We start from the raw sequence: 16,682 nt of genomic DNA, 5'->3' as shown, positions 1-16,682 counted from the left end.
CCTCCTAAAACCACATATTATCTATCAAGCGGGTATTGCCGATAAAAACGGCCAAAGATACAAGTGTGTTGTTTTTTTCAATCTTTTGAAGTTCTTCAAGATCGCTAAGCCTGTTTATCGATATATAATCGATTTTTGCAAGTTCATACTGTTTAATAGCTTTTTCCATCTCTTCAATAATCTTTTTGCTTTCCTCAACCCCTGTCTCTATCAACTCCTTTGCTCTAAGCAGCGCCTTATAAAGACAAACAGCCTGCTTTCTTTCTTCTTCATTTAAATATTTATTGCGGGAGCTTAAGGCAAGGCCATCTTCCTCTCTTACAATAGGCATACCCACAACATCGATATCAAGATTCAGATCCTCAACCATACGTTTAATAACAAGCAGCTGTTGGGCATCCTTTTTGCCAAAATAGGCTTTATCAGGCTTAACAATATTAAACAGCTTAAGCACAACTGTTGTTACTCCTCTAAAATGGGTGGGTCTGCTTCTGCCCTCAAGCGGTTTTGTGAGTTTTTCAACCTCCACAAAGCTTTGAAAACCCTGCGGATACATATTTTCAACCGTTGGATAAAACAGATAGTCAACCTGCTCGTTTTCAAGCAGCTGCTCATCCCTTTTAAAATCTCTTGGGTATCTATCTAAATCCTCATTGGGAGCAAACTGCAGCGGATTAACGAATATGCTTACAACAACAGTATCGTTATGTTTTCTTGCCTCTCTAACAAGCGATAGATGCCCCTCATGAAGATAACCCATGGTGGGCACAAAACCTATCGATTTTCCTTCCCTTTTTAGTTTATTTGCAATCTCCTGCATCCTTTGTGGCGTATCAACAACAACCATAATGCCTCCTTATAGATAGGCCCCTTATAGATAGGAATGCTCATCGGTTGGAAATTTGGCAGCCCTGACCTCTTCTGCATACTGTTTTACAGCTTCCACGGCATCCTTTTTCAGGTGAGCATATCGTTTAACAAACTTGGGTTTAAAATCATCAAACAATCCAAGCATATCGTGAAACACAAGCACCTGACCATCTGTCAAAACACCTGCACCGATACCGATGGTGGGCACTTTAACAGATTGTGTGATCTCGGCTGCCAAATGCTTTGGCACTGACTCAAGAACAATAGAAAATACACCTGCATCCTGCAAAAATTTTGCATCCTCCTTGATTTTTTTAGCCTCTGCCTCATCCCTGCCTCTTGCTTTATAGGATCCAAAGATATTTATCGACTGCGGCGTCAAACCCAGATGCCCCATAACAGGAATACCTGCTGCAACAATATTGTTTATCGTGGGCACAAACTCCCTGCCACCCTCAAGCTTTACAGCATCACAGCCTGTTTCTTTTAAAATTCTGCCAGCGTTTCTAACAGCTTCTACATAATCTGCCTGATAGCTCATAAACGGCATATCAACAACAATCAAAGCGTTTTTTACACCCGCTTTAACCATCTTTGCATGATAGATCATCTCATCAACCGTTACAGGAATCGTGGAGTTCTTGCCCTGCATAACCATTGCAAGCGAATCACCAACAAGTATGATATCAACACCAGCCTCATCGGCAATTCGCGCTGAGGTGTAATCGTAAGCGGTGATCATAACGATTTTTTCCCTGCCCTTTTTTGCCATTATCTCAGGAACACTAACACCCATCTCAAACCTCCCAAATAAAAAAAAGCCTGAACGCCCATTTTTAGCGTCCAGGCTTGATTTTTAGCTGTATGGTGGTTTAAAGCCCCAAAGGGTCTTTTACCTATAAAACTCAAAAATCCACCTTCCTGCGGGTCTTTGTGGCAACCATCAAAGCCCGCTAAATGTTTAGCACATCCAGAGCGTCAAGCTCTCTTAGAGGCTCAACAACAAAATCGCGCTGTTTAGCCCACCTGTGCGGCAGATAAAGCTCCTTTGTTTTAGAAATTATATTTTTGTAGGCAATAATGTCAATATCAACGGTTCTGGGTCCCCACTTAAATTTCTTAATTCTATGCAGTTTTCTTTCTATATCTTTACAAACCTTAAGCAATTCTTTGGGTTTTAGATTACAACTTACCTTTAACACCTGGTTTAGAAATTTTTTTTGATTTTTATAGCCCCACGGTTGCGATTCCATCACATTTGAGGCAGCCACAATCCTCACATATCGTGATAGATACATTACCGCCCAGCCAAGATGTTTTTTTCTGTTTCCCACATTTGAGCCAAGACCTATATAAACATACTTATTAAAATGCGACCGATTTGATCCTTTCAACGGCTTCCTCTATGCGTGGGTTTGTTATACTTATCCTGAAATACCCTTCGCCTGCATCGCCAAATCCATTGCCCGGTGTTACTACAATGCCTTTTTCTTCAAGCAGCTTCTTAGTAAACTCCTTTGAGGAAAACCCTTCTGGCACATCCACCCAGAAATAAAAAGTAGCCTTTGGCGTCTCAAACGCAAATCCCGCTTTCTTTAAAGCCTCAGCCATCTGATCCCGCCTTTTTTGAAACACCTTCATAATTTCACCGTTTAGTTTTTCAGCATTATCCAAAGCATAGATGCCAGCTTCCTGAATAGCCTGAAAGATACCTGAATCGATGTTTGTTTTTACCTTACCCAGTGCGGCAATTACATCTTTATTGCCAACAGCAAACCCTATTCGCCAGCCTGTCATATTGAATGTTTTTGATAGCGAATGAAACTCAATACCAACATCCTTTGCACCTTCAACTTCAAGAAAGCTTATCGGTTTATAACCATCGTAGCAGATCTCAGAGTATGCATTATCGCTTGCCACAACAAAATTAAACTCCTTTGCAAGCTCAACAACCTTTTTGTAAAAATTATAATCCGCTACTGCGGCTGTTGGGTTGTTTGGATAGCCAAGATACATAAGCTTTGTTTTTGCAAATATATCTCTATCGATGCTATCAAGGTCTATCAAAAATCCATTCTCCTTCTTCAAAGGCATTTTATAAACTTCTCCACCTGCAAACATAACAGCCGTTGGATAAACAGGATACCCCGGATCAGGCACAAGTGCATAATCACCGCTGTTTATATAGGCAAGCGGCAGATGTGCTATACCCTCCTTTGAACCAATTAAACTTATCACTTCGGTTTTTGGATCAAGCTCTACATTGAAGCGTCTTTTATACCATCTTGCAACGGCTTCTCTAAATTCAATCATGCCCACATAGCTTGGATACCTGTGATTTTGAGGCTTCTTTATAGCTTCAATTGCCTTATCCACAATTTCCTTAGGTGTTTCAAAATCGGGATCGCCAACACCCAAATCGATAACATCAACGCCTGCATCAATAACCTTCTGCTTTAATTCATCGATCTCAGCAAAAAGATACGGTGGCAGATTTTTGATCCTTTCTGCAAGCTCAACCATTTTTTACCTCCAGAACTTGATTATAATTAAAACCCTTTCGCAGGATTTCTATATTTCTACCCTCAAGCTTTACAACAGTTGATGCAACACCTATCGGTTTTCCAGCACAGATACAGTCAACCCTATTTGAAAACCGTTGTATCAAATCGGACAGGTTTAGTAAACTTTCTTTACCTGAAATATTTACACTGGTCGATGTTATGGGAAAATGACTGCAAATCTTTTTTAAAAACTCTGTATTGGCGACTCTGAAGGCACTAAAACCATTTTGAGACGCATAAAAAGGCATCTGTATGCGGGTTTTTAGAACGGCACTAACAGATAGACTCAGCAACTTCTCAAGTAGGCATCTATCAACATCTACTGCAACATCAAAAATAAAATCACTATTTGCAATAACAATAAATGGCTTTAATGCATCCCTTTTTTTTAGAAGAAGAATCTTTTTGTTTGCTAAAACATCAAAAAGATTGGCAGAAAAACCATACAGCGTGAAGGCATCGCATATTATAACACCATGATTATTTAATATCGCCAGAGCTTTTTTATAATCCTTTGTTATCACAACTAAATCCAGAAAAGATGGGGTGAGTAGTGGGACTTGAACCCACGACCCCCAGGGCCACAACCTGGTGCTCTGCCAGCTGAGCTATACTCACCACAATGAAAATAAAAAAAGAAATGGTGAGCCGCGTAGGGATCGAACCTACGACCGACGGATTAAGAGTCCGTTGCTCTACCAGCTGAGCTAGCGGCCCACCTGCAGGAAAAATATACCCACAGAAGCCATCAAAGTCAAGTGTGTTTTTCAACATCAACTTGACTATAGGGCGAGTCATAATTACAATAAAACGACGAAATTTAAGATGGAGATGAAGTATGAAGGAAGAGAAACCCGAGGTTATACCTGTTCAATATGTGCCTGTTAACTACTATGAAGAAGATGAAATTGATCTAAAGGAATTATTCCTGACTATATGGAAACACAGGTGGTTTGTTGTTATTTTTACCTTTGTGGTTACACTTGCAGCTGCAATCTATGCTTTTACAAGGACACCAATATATGAAGTTAAAGCAAATCTATTTCCAGGCTTCATTGAAAACTTTAAAAATCCTCTAATAAACTCATCTAAATTAGTTGTATTTATAAATTCAACTTTTGATATGTCAGAAACAAAACAGAAATTACCATCAATAAAAGCTAAGCTTAATAAAATAAACAAAAAAATTATCTCAATCACAATTCAAGATACATCAAATCAAAAGGACTTACAAGAGCTCTCAAATATTATGGATAGCATACACAAACTTGAAAAACCGATCATAGAAGATTATAAAAAAAGCATATTGCAGCAAATTAACATTCTTCAGGAGCAGAAGAAAATACTCATTAATGACGAAATAAATTATAAGGATATCATAAAACACACACAAAACCCTCATATTCTAAATACTTATCTTCAAGCTATAAGCGATATTGAAAACAAAATACTATCATTAAATCTAAAAATTGAAAATTTAAAACTCAGACTATCTAAAATTTTTATTCAGCAAGCAAAAATAATTGGAAAAATAGAAAAGCATGACTACCCAGTAAAACCAAAGAAAAAACTTATTATAGTTGTTGCATTTGTCACTGGATTAATTCTGGCCATATTCCTTGTATTTTTTATTGAATTCATAAAGGGTTTTAAAGAGGATAAAAGCAAATCATAAAGAGATAAAAGCTTTAGCTGCTTGACAAACACTCTCAAATTTTGTAGAAGCATAGGGCTAAATTTTTAAAGAAGGGGTGCTGAGGATGTTTGCAGTAATAGAAACTGGCGGAAAGCAATACATCGTAAAAGAGGGTGATGTTTTAAGGGTTGAAAAGCTACCCGTTGAAGACAAAAGCGAGATTACATTTGACAAAGTTTTGATGGTGGGCGATAAGGTTGGCAATCCTTATGTTGAAAATGCAAAGGTTTCAGCAAAGGTTATTAGAACCGCCAAAGCTAAAAAAATCATCGTCTTTAAATTTAAAAGGAGAAAGGGATACACAAGAAAAAAGGGGCACAGGCAGTATTTTACAGAAGTCAAAATCACAAAGATAGAAGCATAAGGGGGAGATAGATGGCTCATAAAAAAGGCCTTGGAAGCACCAAAAACGGCAGGGATAGTATAGGCAAAAGGCTTGGTGTTAAAAGATCAGACGGGCAGAGAGTTAAAGCTGGAGAGATTTTAGTGCGCCAGAGGGGCACAAAGTGGCATCCCGGAAAAAATACCGGCAAAGGCAAGGATGACACCCTGTTTGCATTGATAAATGGCGTTGTTAAGTTTGAGGAGAAATTAGGCAAGAAGTTTGTCAGCGTATATCCGTAAATGTTTATAGATTATGCAAAAATCCATGTTAAAGCAGGAGATGGCGGCAGAGGCATCGTAAGCTTTCATAGAGAAAAATATGTCCCCAAAGGTGGGCCTGATGGCGGCGATGGGGGCAAAGGTGGAGATGTGATTTTAAAGGCCTCAAAGGATGAAAACACTTTGAGGTCTTTTCGTTTTAAAAGGCATTTCAAAGCAGAAAACGGCAAACCCGGCGGATCAAACAATAAAACAGGCAGAAGCGGTCAAAACCTTATAATAACAGTCCCTGTTGGAACGATAGTTAAAGATGAAGATGGTAATATCATGGCAGACCTGAAGGAAGACAATCAGGAGGTTGTTGTTGCAGAAGGCGGAAAAGGTGGAAAAGGCAATGCGGCTTTTGCAACACCAACAAACAGAGCACCAAGAAAGGCAACAGAGGGCAAAAAAGGACAGGAAAAAACACTAATCCTTGAGCTAAAACTTTTAGCCGATGTAGGCCTTGTGGGCCTGCCCAATGCGGGCAAATCATCCCTCATCAGGGCAATCTCAGAGGCAAAACCACTAATCGCAGACTATCCCTTTACAACCATCGAACCCCACCTTGGATATGTTTACTTTAACAACAAAGACTTCGTTGTTGCTGATATACCGGGTATCATTGAGGGGGCAAGCAAGGGAAAGGGATTGGGTTTGAGATTTTTCAAACACATAGAAAGAACAAAAATTCTGCTGTTTGTTATAGATATAACACAAAACCCAAAAGAAACCTATGAAACTCTGATAAATGAATTAAAACAATTCAATCCTCAACTTATAGAAAGAAAAAAAGCAATAGCCTTAAATAAAATAGATTTAGTTGAAGAATTGAACGAAAAATTATACAAAGGATTGTTTAAAGAAGAGGTATTTTTTATATCTGCTTTGAAAAAAATAGGCTTAAAACAGCTACTTTCATGGATAAGCGAGAATTTGTAGAGGCTTTAAAAAAAGCAAAACGGCTGGTTATAAAAATAGGAAGCGGCGTTATAGCTCAGGACAATAAGATAAATTTCAATCTGCTTGAAAAAATCATCTCAGATATAGCGTTATTGAAACAATCAGGCAAACAGGTAATTCTTGTATCCAGCGGCGCTGTTGCAAGTGGAATGTCAAAACTAAAGATCAAAAATCGACCAGAAAATATCGTTCATCTGCAGGCTTTAGCCTCAATAGGCCAACCAGTTCTTCTAAACAGCTATGCCCAACTTTTTGAGAGGTTTAATATTACCGTTTCGCAGATCTTAATCACCGTTGATGATATAGACAGCAGAAGGCGATTTATTAATGCAAAAAATACACTATTGAGCCTTTTAAAATGGGATATCCTGCCGATTATCAACGAGAACGATACGGTAGTTATAAAGGAGTTGCGTTTTGGCGACAACGACAATCTATCATACCACATCTTAAACCTCTCCGAGGCTGATGCATTGATTATTTTAAGCGATGTTGATGGTGTTTATTCAAAAAATCCAGCAAAAAAAGGCGCTCGCCTTATCGAAGAATTTACTTCATCTGCAGAAATAGAGATTGAAGGAAAAAGCAGGCTTGGCTCAGGAGGCATAAAAACCAAAATAGAAGCCTGCAAAAATGCTGCAGAATTGGGAAAATTAGCCTGCATTGTAAACGGCAAAAAAGAGCATATATTGAGAGATATTTTTAACAACACGGATGTGCGTTTTACATTCTTTAGCCCCAAAACACAGCCAATATCATCAAAAAAATCGTGGCTTTTAAACTGTAACCCTTCAGGTGTGGTAGTAATTGATGATGGTGCAAAAGAGATGCTTTTAAAAAACAAAAGTCTCCTGCCTGGAGGTATTGTTAAGGTTTATGGGGGATTTGGCAGGGGTGATATTATAAACATTGAGGATTTAAACGGAAACCTTATTGCAAGAGGCATAACAAATTACGATTCAAACGAGATTGAGCTGATAAAAGGCAAAAAATCCTCCCAGATTGTTTCAATTTTAGGTTATAAATATTCAGACGATGTTGTTCACATAGATAATATGGCGGTTGTGAGGTATAGCGATGATTGAAAGTTATGTTGATGATATTCTAAAAAAAGCGCATGATGCGTTTTTTGAACTTTCAAAACAAAGAGAGGATACCGTAAATGCAGCTTTGGAAAGCCTTGCAGAGCTGATAGACAAAAACAGGGAAAAAATCAAAAAAATCAACGCCATAGATGTAGAAAACGCTAAAAAAAACAATCTAAAATCTGCGCTTATTGATAGATTAATTCTAAACGACAAAAGAATCGGCGGCATAATAGAGTCTATAGAGGTTGTCAAAAAACTAAAATGTCCTGTAGGTGAAGTGATAGAGGGATGGCGGCTTGAAAATGGGTTGAGTATAGAAAAGGTTAGAGTTCCCATAGGCACAATAGGCATTATCTATGAATCAAGACCCAATGTCACCATAGATGCTGCAATATTGACATTAAAATCCCTTAATTCTGCAGTTTTAAAAGGTGGCTCAGAGGCCATAAACTCAAACAGACTCTTAAGTGAGCTTCTGAAAGAGGCACTTGAAAAAAACAATTTAAACCCTGACACAATAGGCTTTTTAGATACAACAGATAGAACCGCCGTAAATATCATGCTAAAAAGCGATAAATATATCGATGCGATCGTTCCAAGAGGTGGCGAAGGCCTTGTAAAATTTGTTAGCCAAAACGCCACAATGCCCGTTATCAAACACGATAAAGGCTTATGTCATACTTATATCGACAAAGACGCCAACATTAAAAAGGCGCTCGATATCGCTTTTAATGCAAAGGTTCAACGCCCCGGCGTATGCAATGCTATGGAAACTCTGCTTGTTCATAGGGCTATAGCAGAAAAATTTCTAAAAGCGTTTAAGCCTTTAATGGATAAAGCAGAGGTTGAACTGAGGGGATGTAAAAAAACACTTGAATTCATAGATGTTAAGGAAGCTAAAGAAGAAGACTGGCAAACTGAATATTTAGATTTGATATTATCAATCAAAGTTGTGGAGAGCGCAGATGAAGCCATTGAACATATTAATAAATACGGCTCAAAACACTCCGAGGCTATAGTTACAGAAAACTATTCTACTGCTGAAAGGTTTTTAAATGAGGTGGATGCCTCATGCGTATATGTTAACGCTTCAACTCGCTTCACAGACGGCGGTGTTTTTGGGTTTGGTGCAGAAATCGGCATAAGCACAAACAAATTGCATGCAAGAGGCCCTGTTGGTTTAAAAGAACTCACCACCTATAAGTATAAAATTAGAGGGGATGGTCAGATAAGGCAGTGAGGATTGGCTTTTTAGGAGGCACATTCAATCCTGTTCACATAGGACACATCAGAGGCGCAATAAGTGTTTATGAAACATTTATGCTTGATAAGGCTATTTTTATACCAACAGGCATTCCACCCCACAAAAAAAACGATGTGGCCAATGCAACATACAGATTGCAGATGCTAAAATTAGCCATCGAAAGGATAGATTTTCTTGAGGTCTCATCGATAGAAATTGACGCCAATAAGGTTAACTACACGGTGGATACAATTGAGCAGCTAAAAGAGCTATACAAAAACGATGAGCTCTTCTTTATCGTGGGCACCGATGCGTTTTACTATCTATCGAGCTGGAAAAACTATAAAAAACTGCTTGAGCTCATCACTTTTATTGTCGTAAAAAGGCCTGAGTATGATACAAGCATTATTATTAAAAAATACAGAGATATTATAACCTTTGTTGAAGTTGATCAAAAAAACAACTATCCAGCAAAAAAAGGCGTGGTTTATATTTACACACCGCCTGCTTTTGATGTATCATCAAGTATGATCAGGGAAAAAATCAAAAAGGGGGAATGCATAACCTACCTTGTGCCAGAAAAAGTGGAAAATTTTATAATGGAGAAGGGGTTGTATAGATGAGAGACAGAATAGTGGAGATTTTAGAGGATAAAAAGGCTACAGATATCGTTTCAATAGACATGCGCATGCGTTCGTCGCTTTTTGACTTTTTTATTATAGCAACGATAGAATCGGATAAACAGGTTTATGCGATATACGATGAAATCAAAAAAAGCGGCATAGACATACATCATCTTGAGGAATCCAAAGACGGCTCATGGACTGTTATAGACTGCTTTGATGTAATTGTTCATCTATTCAGCCCTTCAAAGAGAAAGGAATACGACATCGAATCTTTATGGGATAAAACCATTCAGCAGCGACTATCCAGCGGTTAACCGAATACGATTTTTTCTATTATTTCAAACGCTTCTTTAGCCTTTTTCTTCAAAAAAAGATCCGGCTTGCATACGGCGGTGCTTGAAGGATCAGGGTTAATTGTCACAACAAAAGCACCTCTTGATTGAAACCGTGTTGCAATATAATCATTTGTAGGTACAGCAGAACTTGAACCCACTAAAAATATAAGCTCTGGCACTCCCACCTCATTCAAAAAGTTATGGTAGTTTGCTATCTGATAATCATTTTCAACATAGTACCAGTCGCCAAACATCAAAATATTGGGTCGCAAAAGCTCACCGCATACAGGGCATTTTGGCAGATTCGTTGCAATCATTGTTTCATAATCCAAATCGCACAGTGGCACATCCCTATTTTCAACTACACCAAACGAGCAGGCAGAACCTCTCATGCACTGCAGCCGCCACATCGATCCGTGAACCTCATAAACAAGCGATTCATCAAGACCTGAAATAATATGATAACCATCGGTATTTGTTGTGTGAACAAATGATTTTTCAAACACCTCATCGATGAGTCGATTGATTACATGATAACCCTTATGCGGCTTATTTTGATGTGCGTTTCTTCTTCTCCATTCATAAAACGCCCATGCATACTGCGGCCTTACCTCAAAACTATAGGGGTTTGCAAGCTCAATTGCCTCAAGACCAAGCCGCTTAAAAACGGGAAAGTTGCGCCAGTAGCCTTCTTTATCTCTGAAGGTTGGAATGCCGCTGTCTGCACTCATTCCAGCACTTGTTAAAAACAAACAGCTCCTTGACTGTTTAAGCTTCTCTTCAAGTAGTTTAAAATCATCCACTATCATCTGCCACCTCCAAAAAACAGGCAGTATGGATCCTCTGCAAGGTAATCGTTAAAATACGCATCAGCCCTTGCCCTGCAACCCCCGCAAACATTGATATACCTGCAATGGGCGCACAGCTTATTATATGAGTTAAAATCCCTCAAATCCTTAAAGATCTTCGAGTTATGCCATATATTTAAAAATCCTTCAGTGAGGGCATTGCCAGCACTTCTTAGAAAATAGCTGCAAGGCTTAATGCTCCCATCATAACCGATAAACGCTATCAGCTGCCCTGCCACACATCCCTTTGCTCCTCCTGTTGAAAATTTAAGCGTCCTTCTTTTAAATTCCACAGATTGTTTTTTGGATTCAATGTCTATAACAGCGTAATATTCAGGCGCACATGTGGGACGCACAAGCATATCCTTCTCTTTACTTTCCATATCAAAATGCCATTTTAAAATGTTGTAGTAATCTTTTTTATCGATAAGCTCCTCTTTGAGTTCTTCGGCTCTGCCTGTTGGCACAATCATAAACATATACCAGGCTCTGGCACCAAGCCTTTTTGTAAGCCTGTATGTATTCTCAATATCGCTTTGATTGCGCTTTGTAAAAGAAGAGTTGATGATAAAATCTATTTCCATCTGCCTGAATATTCTTGCTGCATTAACCGTTGCATCAAACGCTCCTCTAACCTGCCTAAAATGATCGTGAATTGAAGCATTTGAGCCATCCAAACTCAACGAGACAATATCGATATACTGCTTGATTTTTTTTGCCACATTCTCATCAACAAGGGTGCCGTTTGTGGCTAGCCCTACCCTCATGCCTTTTGAGTGTATATAGTCAGCTATATCAAAAACATCGTCTCTTAAAAGCGGCTCACCGCCCGTTAAAACAACAACGGGTTTAAATTCAGTTGAGATCTCATCGATAATTGAGCGGATATCATCAAAGGATAATTTATCTTTAAGGTTTGCAGAGGCATTTGTTCTGCAGTGTATGCAGTTTAGATTGCATCGTGGCGTTATCTCAAACGCAAGCCATTTCAGCTCAAACTCCATCTACAGCCCCACCTTTTCTACATCTTCCTTTTTCCCCACCACCAATAATGTATCGTTCTCACTTATTACCTCATTGGGTGATGGATTGATGTCAAACCTACTGTTTCGCTGAATCCCGATAATATTTAAACCAAAACGCTTTCTAACATCAAGCTCAATAATACTTTTGCCCACAAAAATCGAGGGTGCCTTCATCTTTGCAAATACATATTTGCCCGTTGAGTCTATTGCCTCAATAATATCAACACCCGCTAAATGATTTGCAAGGTCTATACCTTTCTCCTTTTCTGGAAATATAACTCTCGTTGCCCCCACCTTAGCAAGCACCCTGCCATGGAGTGGATTTGTTGCCTTTGCATAAATCTCTTTAATACCAAACGAATGCAGAATCGCAACGGTTAAGATACTTACCTCAATGTCGTTGCCTACAGATACAACAGCCACATCAACATTGCTAATGCCAACCTGCTTTAGAGCCTTTTCATCGGTGCAGTCAAGCTGATACACAACAGGTGCAACTTCAGAAACCTCTTTAACCTTCTCCTCATCCTTATCTATACAGATAACATCCTTTTTTAGCTCAATCAAACGCTGGGCAACACTGAAACCAAACCTCCCAAGACCTATCACACAATACAACTTACTCATACAAATATTCTCCCTTCAGGCAGGCTGTATCGCTTTTGAGTAGAGCTTCTAAAAAGTGCAACAGAAAAGCTAAATAAACCGATTCTACCTGCAAACATCAAAAAGATTATAATAAGCTTGCCTGCATCGTTGAAACTATTAGAAAGGCTTAAATTCGTTTTGCTAATCGATAAGCCCACCGTTGAAAGTGCTGAAACAGTCTCAAACAAACACGATAGGAAATTTGCATTCTCTATATCGCTTAAAACAAACGCCGCTAAAGAGACAACAAAAAACGATAAAATTATAATTACAAAAGATTTATACACAATCTCATCAGGGATTCTGCGCTTGAATATATGCACCTCTTTTGATCCTCTGATGTATGAAACTATGGCCACAACTACACTTGCTGCAGTGGTTGTTTTTATACCACCGCCTGTGCCACCCACACTTGCGCCGATAAACATCAAAACTATCATCAAAAACAGTGTGGAGTTGTGCATGCTTATGAGGTTAACGGTGTTAAAGCCTGCCGTTCTTGTAGTGACGCTTTGAAATAAACACACAAGCATATCTTTAAAAAAACCACCGCCAGATAAAATATTATTCCTTTCAAGCAGATATATCAAGAAAGCCCCACCAAAAATCAAAATAGCCGTTGTAAGTAGCGTGAGTTTTGTATGGAGTGAGATGTATTTAAGCACTTTCTTTTTAAACAGAATCAGCTCATCAACAACTATAAACCCTATCCCGCCAGCAATAATCAAAGCCATAACTGTAAAATTCAAAACAACATTGTATTTATAACCCACAAAGGAGTCAGAAAACAGTGAAAAACCAGCGTTATTGAATGCACTGATTGAATGAAAAACGGCAAAGTAAAATGCTTTTAAAAAATCAAATTGAGGATAAAAAACAAAAAATAAAACAACAGCACCTAAAATCTCACTGAATAGTGCAAACATCATAACCCTTCTAAAAAAAGCCGTTAAGGAGTCGATTTCGGTATAGTTGAAGGCCTCTTTTAATATGATTTGATCCCTGTATGAAAGCTTTTTTTTGAAGGCAAGTATAACAAATGATGTAATGCTCATATATCCAAAACCGCCCACCTGAATAAGAAGCAGTATAATAAGCTGCCCAATCAGCGTAAAATGAGACATACTAACAACAATCAAACCTGTAACACATACAGCTGATGTGGCTGTAAATAAGGCATCAACAAAATTCACGCCGCCGTAGCTGCTAAAGGGCATCATAAGCAATAAACATCCCACCATTATAACGGTAAAAAAACCTATAACGATTGTTCTTAAAGGATTTTTACTAACCATTGATAATCGTTTTTATGTTGTAGATTTTCTTGTTCTGACTTTCATAGTAGATTCGGGTCAAAATTTCGCTGATTATACCAATGCCTATTAAATTAATACCTGTTAAAATCAACAAAATACCAAGCAAAAGTAGTGGCCTGCCACCTATGGAAACGCCAAAGAATATCTTTTCAACCGCCAGATAACCATCAATCAAAAAACCAGCCAAAGCCATAAAAAAACCCCAGATACCAAAAAAGTGTATCGGACGCGTCATAAACTTCTGCATAAAATAAACAAGCAGCAAATCCACAATCACCCTGAATGTGCGCGAGAGGTTGTACTTGCTCTTTCCATACTTTCTTGGATGATGATTTACCTCTATCTCTGCAATAGATGCACCGTAGATGTTGGCAAGCGCCGGAATAAACCTGTGCATCTCGCCATACATATGAAGGTTTTTTGCCACATCGGCTCTATAGGCTTTTAAGCTACAGCCATAATCGTGCAGCTCAACATGGGTTATCTTGCTTATAAGCTTATTGGCAACCTTTGATAAAAACACGCGTTTTGGCTCATCCTGCCTTTTCTTTCTCCAGCCGCTTACAACATCATAACCCTCGTTGAGTTTTGCTATCAATTTGGGAATATCCTCAGGGTCGTTTTGTAAATCGCCATCCATACTGACAATTATATCGCCTTTTGCAAAATCAAACCCTGCAGCCATAGCCGCAGTCTGGCCAAAATTACGCCTGAAAGAGATAACCTTAAAATCTTTATCCTTCTTTGCAATCTCTTTTAATACATCAAAAGTGCCATCATTGCTGCCATCATCAACAAAAATTATTTCATGCTCATAACCATTTTTTACCATCACATCCTTTATCTTCTCATACAGCAGTTTAACATTATCCTTTTCGTTGTAAACGGGCACAACAACGCTAATCATATCTGCTCCCTGAATTTTTTTATAACAGAAGCATAATCATTTTGATTAAAAATCGCACTGCCTGCAACAAACACATCAGCACCTGCCCTGCTTAACCTGCCTATATTATCAACATTTACACCACCATCAACCTCAATTAAAAAATCAAGGCCATGTTTTTCTCTAAAGCTATTAAGCCATTCAACCTTTTTTAAGGAATACTCAATAAAACTCTGACCGCCAAAACCCGGATTTACACTCATCACAAGAACCATATCAACAAGCTCCAAAACAAACTCAAGTTGGGATGGCGATGTTGAAGGATTAATAGACACGCAATTTTTTACACCCTTTTGCTTAATCTGTCTCAACACTCTATCAAGATGCACAACAGCCTCATAATGCACGCATAAAAAATCAGCACCAGCATATATATACTCATCAACCCATTTCTCGGCATCTTCTATCATCAGATGCACATCAAGGGGTAGTCTGGTAGCCCGCCTAATCTGTTTTACAATAAAAGGCCCAAATGTCAGATTGGGAACAAAGTGACCGTCCATAATATCCAGATGTAGCATATCGGCTTTTGCTTCTTCCAAAGCCTTTAGCTCATCCTCAAGTCTTAAAAAATTTGCACTCAAAAGGGATGGGGCAATGTATTTTTTAGTCAATTTTTCTCACCTCTATCTTTTCTATCTTTTTACCATCAACCTTTAGAACCTTTATTTTATACAACCCCTCAAAAATAAACTCATCGCCTTCTGAAGGAATTCTGTCTGCTATATCATAGACAAGACCTGCAACAGTTTCATACTCCTGCATATAATCCTTCTTTTCCATACCCAACTTTTCACAAAAATCATCTAAATCCATACCTGCATCAACTATATACACATTGTCTCCTGCCTTTATAAACTCATCCTCTTCCTTCTCATCATACTCATCCCTGATCTCACCCACTATCTCTTCCAGAATATCCTCCATCGTAACAAGACCTGCCACACCGCCATACTCATCTATAACAATTGCAACGTGCACCCGCTTTGCCTGAAACTCCTTAAACAGATCATAGATATGTTTTGTCTCTGGCACAAACATAGCCTCTCTTAAGATGTCCCTTAAATTTATATCGCTTATATCTTTTTTCTTAAGCATCTTTATCAAATCTTTTATATACACAATACCCACGATGTTATCCAATTTTCCCTCATAAGCCGGTATTCGGGAATACTCATGTTCCTCGATTATATCAAGCAGCTCTCTTATCGAGTTGTTGATTTCGATGCAAACCATCTCTGTGCGCGGCACCATAATCTCTTTAACCGAGATATCGGTTATCTCGATAATGTTATACATCATCTCCTTTGTTGTGTTTTCTAAAATACCTTCCTTTTCACTCACGCCAATCATAAATTCAAGTTCATCTTCTGTAATTAATGGTTTCTCTTTGTCGATTTCACCACCTGCTAACTTTATGACACCTTTGGCAAATATGTTGATAATGTAAGTAAAGGGATAAAAGAGATAGTAAAAGAAAGCAAGAATCCTGATAGCAAAACGGGCAAATTTTTCTGCATTGTGTTTGGCAAAGGTCTTTGGTGTTATCTCACCAAAAAACAGAATCAAAACAGTCATAAGCGCCGTAGTTAAAGCAATCTGGGTAGAACCGGAAAGTTTCATGGCAAGGTCGCCTGCTATAACGCTTGCAAGAATATTTACAGCGTTGTTACCTATTAAAATCGTATTAAGCATCTTATTGGGGTGATTCATCCACAAAGAAAAATACTTTGCATCCTTGCCACCCTCGTTGATAATCTGAGCAACTTTTAGAGGATTTAGTGCCGTTAGAGCGGTTTCAGAGGAAGAAAAAAACGCACTTACGATCAACGACACTCCTATCAAAATCATCTCAGCATTTGCACTCATTTT

20 protein-coding genes and 2 tRNA genes are annotated in these 16,682 nt (G+C 38.5%); 8 read left to right on the top strand and 14 right to left on the bottom strand.

Translation table 11 applies throughout. The features are described from left to right. Positions 1-4 precede the first annotated feature (4 nt). From panC to EK17_RS01515, 7 genes are all read right to left on the bottom strand, one after another. The gene (gene panC / locus EK17_RS01545; protein ID WP_035586891.1) at positions 5-847 is read right to left on the bottom strand and encodes a pantoate--beta-alanine ligase; all 843 of its coding nucleotides are present in this window, start codon (positions 845-847) and stop codon (positions 5-7) included. Between the two features lie 24 nt (positions 848-871). Next, complete coding sequence (panB, locus tag EK17_RS01540; RefSeq protein ID WP_035586889.1) at positions 872-1,666, bottom strand: 3-methyl-2-oxobutanoate hydroxymethyltransferase; 795 nt, start codon at positions 1,664-1,666, stop codon at positions 872-874. Positions 1,667-1,823: 157 nt separating this feature from the next. Further along, positions 1,824-2,264: a 2-amino-4-hydroxy-6-hydroxymethyldihydropteridine diphosphokinase gene (folK, locus tag EK17_RS01535; protein ID WP_051904343.1), complete on the bottom strand. Its 441-nt coding sequence runs from the start codon at positions 2,262-2,264 to the stop codon at positions 1,824-1,826. Beyond that, positions 2,236-3,393 (bottom strand): LL-diaminopimelate aminotransferase, encoded by a 1,158-nt coding sequence (locus EK17_RS01530; protein WP_035586887.1) that lies wholly within the window; start codon positions 3,391-3,393, stop codon positions 2,236-2,238. The genes folK and EK17_RS01530 overlap by 29 nt, the downstream gene beginning before the upstream one ends. After that, the gene (locus EK17_RS09220) at positions 3,386-3,958 is read right to left on the bottom strand and encodes an L-threonylcarbamoyladenylate synthase (RefSeq protein WP_198018121.1); all 573 of its coding nucleotides are present in this window, start codon (positions 3,956-3,958) and stop codon (positions 3,386-3,388) included. Before EK17_RS09220 ends, EK17_RS01530 begins: the two co-directional genes overlap by 8 nt. Before the next feature lie 18 nt (positions 3,959-3,976). Next, positions 3,977-4,052 (bottom strand) — tRNA-His (locus tag EK17_RS01520). A 23-nt stretch (positions 4,053-4,075) separates the two neighbouring features. Continuing rightward, positions 4,076-4,151 (bottom strand) — tRNA-Lys (locus EK17_RS01515). Positions 4,152-4,272: 121 nt separating this feature from the next. Between EK17_RS01515 and EK17_RS01510 the strand changes: the two genes are divergently transcribed. The 8 genes from EK17_RS01510 (at position 4,273) to rsfS (ending at position 10,006) form a co-directional block, all read left to right on the top strand. Beyond that, positions 4,273-5,109 carry a Wzz/FepE/Etk N-terminal domain-containing protein gene (locus EK17_RS01510; protein WP_035586883.1) on the top strand — a complete coding sequence of 279 codons (837 nt, stop codon included), beginning with the start codon at positions 4,273-4,275 and terminating at the stop codon, positions 5,107-5,109. 85 nt (positions 5,110-5,194) lie between these two features. Further along, a complete protein-coding gene (rplU, locus tag EK17_RS01505) occupies positions 5,195-5,494 on the top strand; it encodes a 50S ribosomal protein L21 (RefSeq protein WP_035586881.1) in 300 nt (99 codons plus the stop codon). A gap of 11 nt (positions 5,495-5,505) precedes the next feature. After that, positions 5,506-5,754 (top strand): 50S ribosomal protein L27, encoded by a 249-nt coding sequence (gene rpmA, locus EK17_RS01500; RefSeq protein ID WP_035586879.1) that lies wholly within the window; start codon positions 5,506-5,508, stop codon positions 5,752-5,754. Then, positions 5,755-6,714 (top strand): GTPase ObgE, encoded by a 960-nt coding sequence (gene obgE / locus EK17_RS01495; protein ID WP_035586877.1) that lies wholly within the window; start codon positions 5,755-5,757, stop codon positions 6,712-6,714. Further along, the gene (proB, locus tag EK17_RS01490; RefSeq protein ID WP_035586875.1) at positions 6,693-7,820 is read left to right on the top strand and encodes a glutamate 5-kinase; all 1,128 of its coding nucleotides are present in this window, start codon (positions 6,693-6,695) and stop codon (positions 7,818-7,820) included. Before obgE ends, proB begins: the two co-directional genes overlap by 22 nt. Next, positions 7,813-9,063 carry a glutamate-5-semialdehyde dehydrogenase gene (locus EK17_RS01485; protein WP_035586873.1) on the top strand — a complete coding sequence of 417 codons (1,251 nt, stop codon included), beginning with the start codon at positions 7,813-7,815 and terminating at the stop codon, positions 9,061-9,063. The genes proB and EK17_RS01485 overlap by 8 nt, the downstream gene beginning before the upstream one ends. Continuing rightward, on the top strand, positions 9,060-9,689 hold the full coding sequence (nadD, locus tag EK17_RS01480; RefSeq protein WP_035586871.1) for a nicotinate-nucleotide adenylyltransferase: 630 nt from the start codon (positions 9,060-9,062) through the stop codon (positions 9,687-9,689). Before EK17_RS01485 ends, nadD begins: the two co-directional genes overlap by 4 nt. Continuing rightward, entirely contained in the window at positions 9,686-10,006 is a 321-nt protein-coding gene (gene rsfS / locus EK17_RS01475; protein ID WP_035586870.1) for a ribosome silencing factor, read from the top strand. The genes nadD and rsfS overlap by 4 nt, the downstream gene beginning before the upstream one ends. Here rsfS and EK17_RS01470 read toward each other — a convergent pair. The 7 genes from EK17_RS01470 to EK17_RS01440 are packed head-to-tail and all read right to left on the bottom strand — an operon-like array spanning position 10,003 to position 16,679. Further along, the gene (locus EK17_RS01470; RefSeq protein WP_035586868.1) at positions 10,003-10,836 is read right to left on the bottom strand and encodes an SIR2 family NAD-dependent protein deacylase; all 834 of its coding nucleotides are present in this window, start codon (positions 10,834-10,836) and stop codon (positions 10,003-10,005) included. The genes rsfS and EK17_RS01470 overlap by 4 nt on opposite strands. Further along, positions 10,833-11,879, bottom strand: a complete 1,047-nt coding sequence (locus tag EK17_RS01465; protein ID WP_035586866.1) for a radical SAM/SPASM domain-containing protein — start codon at positions 11,877-11,879, stop codon at positions 10,833-10,835. The genes EK17_RS01470 and EK17_RS01465 overlap by 4 nt, the downstream gene beginning before the upstream one ends. Next, the gene (locus EK17_RS01460) at positions 11,880-12,527 is read right to left on the bottom strand and encodes a potassium channel family protein (RefSeq protein ID WP_035586864.1); all 648 of its coding nucleotides are present in this window, start codon (positions 12,525-12,527) and stop codon (positions 11,880-11,882) included. It abuts the gene before it with no gap. Then, positions 12,524-13,843, bottom strand: coding sequence for a TrkH family potassium uptake protein (locus tag EK17_RS01455; RefSeq protein ID WP_035586862.1), 1,320 nt, complete (start codon positions 13,841-13,843; stop codon positions 12,524-12,526). The genes EK17_RS01460 and EK17_RS01455 overlap by 4 nt, the downstream gene beginning before the upstream one ends. Beyond that, positions 13,836-14,771 carry a glycosyltransferase family 2 protein gene (locus EK17_RS01450; RefSeq protein WP_035586861.1) on the bottom strand — a complete coding sequence of 312 codons (936 nt, stop codon included), beginning with the start codon at positions 14,769-14,771 and terminating at the stop codon, positions 13,836-13,838. The genes EK17_RS01455 and EK17_RS01450 overlap by 8 nt, the downstream gene beginning before the upstream one ends. Next, on the bottom strand, positions 14,768-15,424 hold the full coding sequence (gene rpe / locus EK17_RS01445) for a ribulose-phosphate 3-epimerase (protein ID WP_035586860.1): 657 nt from the start codon (positions 15,422-15,424) through the stop codon (positions 14,768-14,770). Before rpe ends, EK17_RS01450 begins: the two co-directional genes overlap by 4 nt. Next, positions 15,417-16,679, bottom strand: coding sequence for a hemolysin family protein (locus EK17_RS01440; RefSeq protein ID WP_035586859.1), 1,263 nt, complete (start codon positions 16,677-16,679; stop codon positions 15,417-15,419). The genes rpe and EK17_RS01440 overlap by 8 nt, the downstream gene beginning before the upstream one ends. Positions 16,680-16,682 lie beyond the last annotated feature (3 nt).

It is taken from the genome of Hippea jasoniae (assembly GCF_000744435.1).
Lineage (GTDB): Bacteria > Campylobacterota_A > Desulfurellia > Desulfurellales > Hippeaceae > Hippea > Hippea jasoniae.
The sequence above is the reverse complement of the archived record's forward strand: the minus strand, read 5'-3'. Positions and strand labels throughout refer to the sequence as shown.

Excerpts from the sequence above, each read along its gene's own strand:
- panC (WP_035586891.1), bottom strand. The coding sequence starts at position 847 with ATGGTTGTTGTTGATACGCCACAAAGGATGCAGGAGATTGCAAATAAA.
- panB (WP_035586889.1), bottom strand. The coding sequence starts at position 1,666 with ATGGGTGTTAGTGTTCCTGAGATAATGGCAAAAAAGGGCAGGGAAAAA.
- EK17_RS01530 (WP_035586887.1), bottom strand. The coding sequence starts at position 3,393 with ATGGTTGAGCTTGCAGAAAGGATCAAAAATCTGCCACCGTATCTTTTT.
- EK17_RS01510 (WP_035586883.1), top strand. The coding sequence starts at position 4,273 with ATGAAGGAAGAGAAACCCGAGGTTATACCTGTTCAATATGTGCCTGTT.
- rplU (WP_035586881.1), top strand. The coding sequence starts at position 5,195 with ATGTTTGCAGTAATAGAAACTGGCGGAAAGCAATACATCGTAAAAGAG.
- rpmA (WP_035586879.1), top strand. The coding sequence starts at position 5,506 with ATGGCTCATAAAAAAGGCCTTGGAAGCACCAAAAACGGCAGGGATAGT.
- obgE (WP_035586877.1), top strand. The coding sequence starts at position 5,755 with ATGTTTATAGATTATGCAAAAATCCATGTTAAAGCAGGAGATGGCGGC.
- proB (WP_035586875.1), top strand. The coding sequence starts at position 6,693 with ATGGATAAGCGAGAATTTGTAGAGGCTTTAAAAAAAGCAAAACGGCTG.
- EK17_RS01485 (WP_035586873.1), top strand. The coding sequence starts at position 7,813 with ATGATTGAAAGTTATGTTGATGATATTCTAAAAAAAGCGCATGATGCG.
- rsfS (WP_035586870.1), top strand. The coding sequence starts at position 9,686 with ATGAGAGACAGAATAGTGGAGATTTTAGAGGATAAAAAGGCTACAGAT.
- EK17_RS01470 (WP_035586868.1), bottom strand. The coding sequence starts at position 10,836 with ATGATAGTGGATGATTTTAAACTACTTGAAGAGAAGCTTAAACAGTCA.
- EK17_RS01465 (WP_035586866.1), bottom strand. The coding sequence starts at position 11,879 with ATGGAGTTTGAGCTGAAATGGCTTGCGTTTGAGATAACGCCACGATGC.
- EK17_RS01460 (WP_035586864.1), bottom strand. The coding sequence starts at position 12,527 with ATGAGTAAGTTGTATTGTGTGATAGGTCTTGGGAGGTTTGGTTTCAGT.
- EK17_RS01455 (WP_035586862.1), bottom strand. The coding sequence starts at position 13,843 with ATGGTTAGTAAAAATCCTTTAAGAACAATCGTTATAGGTTTTTTTACC.
- EK17_RS01450 (WP_035586861.1), bottom strand. The coding sequence starts at position 14,771 with ATGATTAGCGTTGTTGTGCCCGTTTACAACGAAAAGGATAATGTTAAA.
- EK17_RS01440 (WP_035586859.1), bottom strand. The coding sequence starts at position 16,679 with ATGAGTGCAAATGCTGAGATGATTTTGATAGGAGTGTCGTTGATCGTA.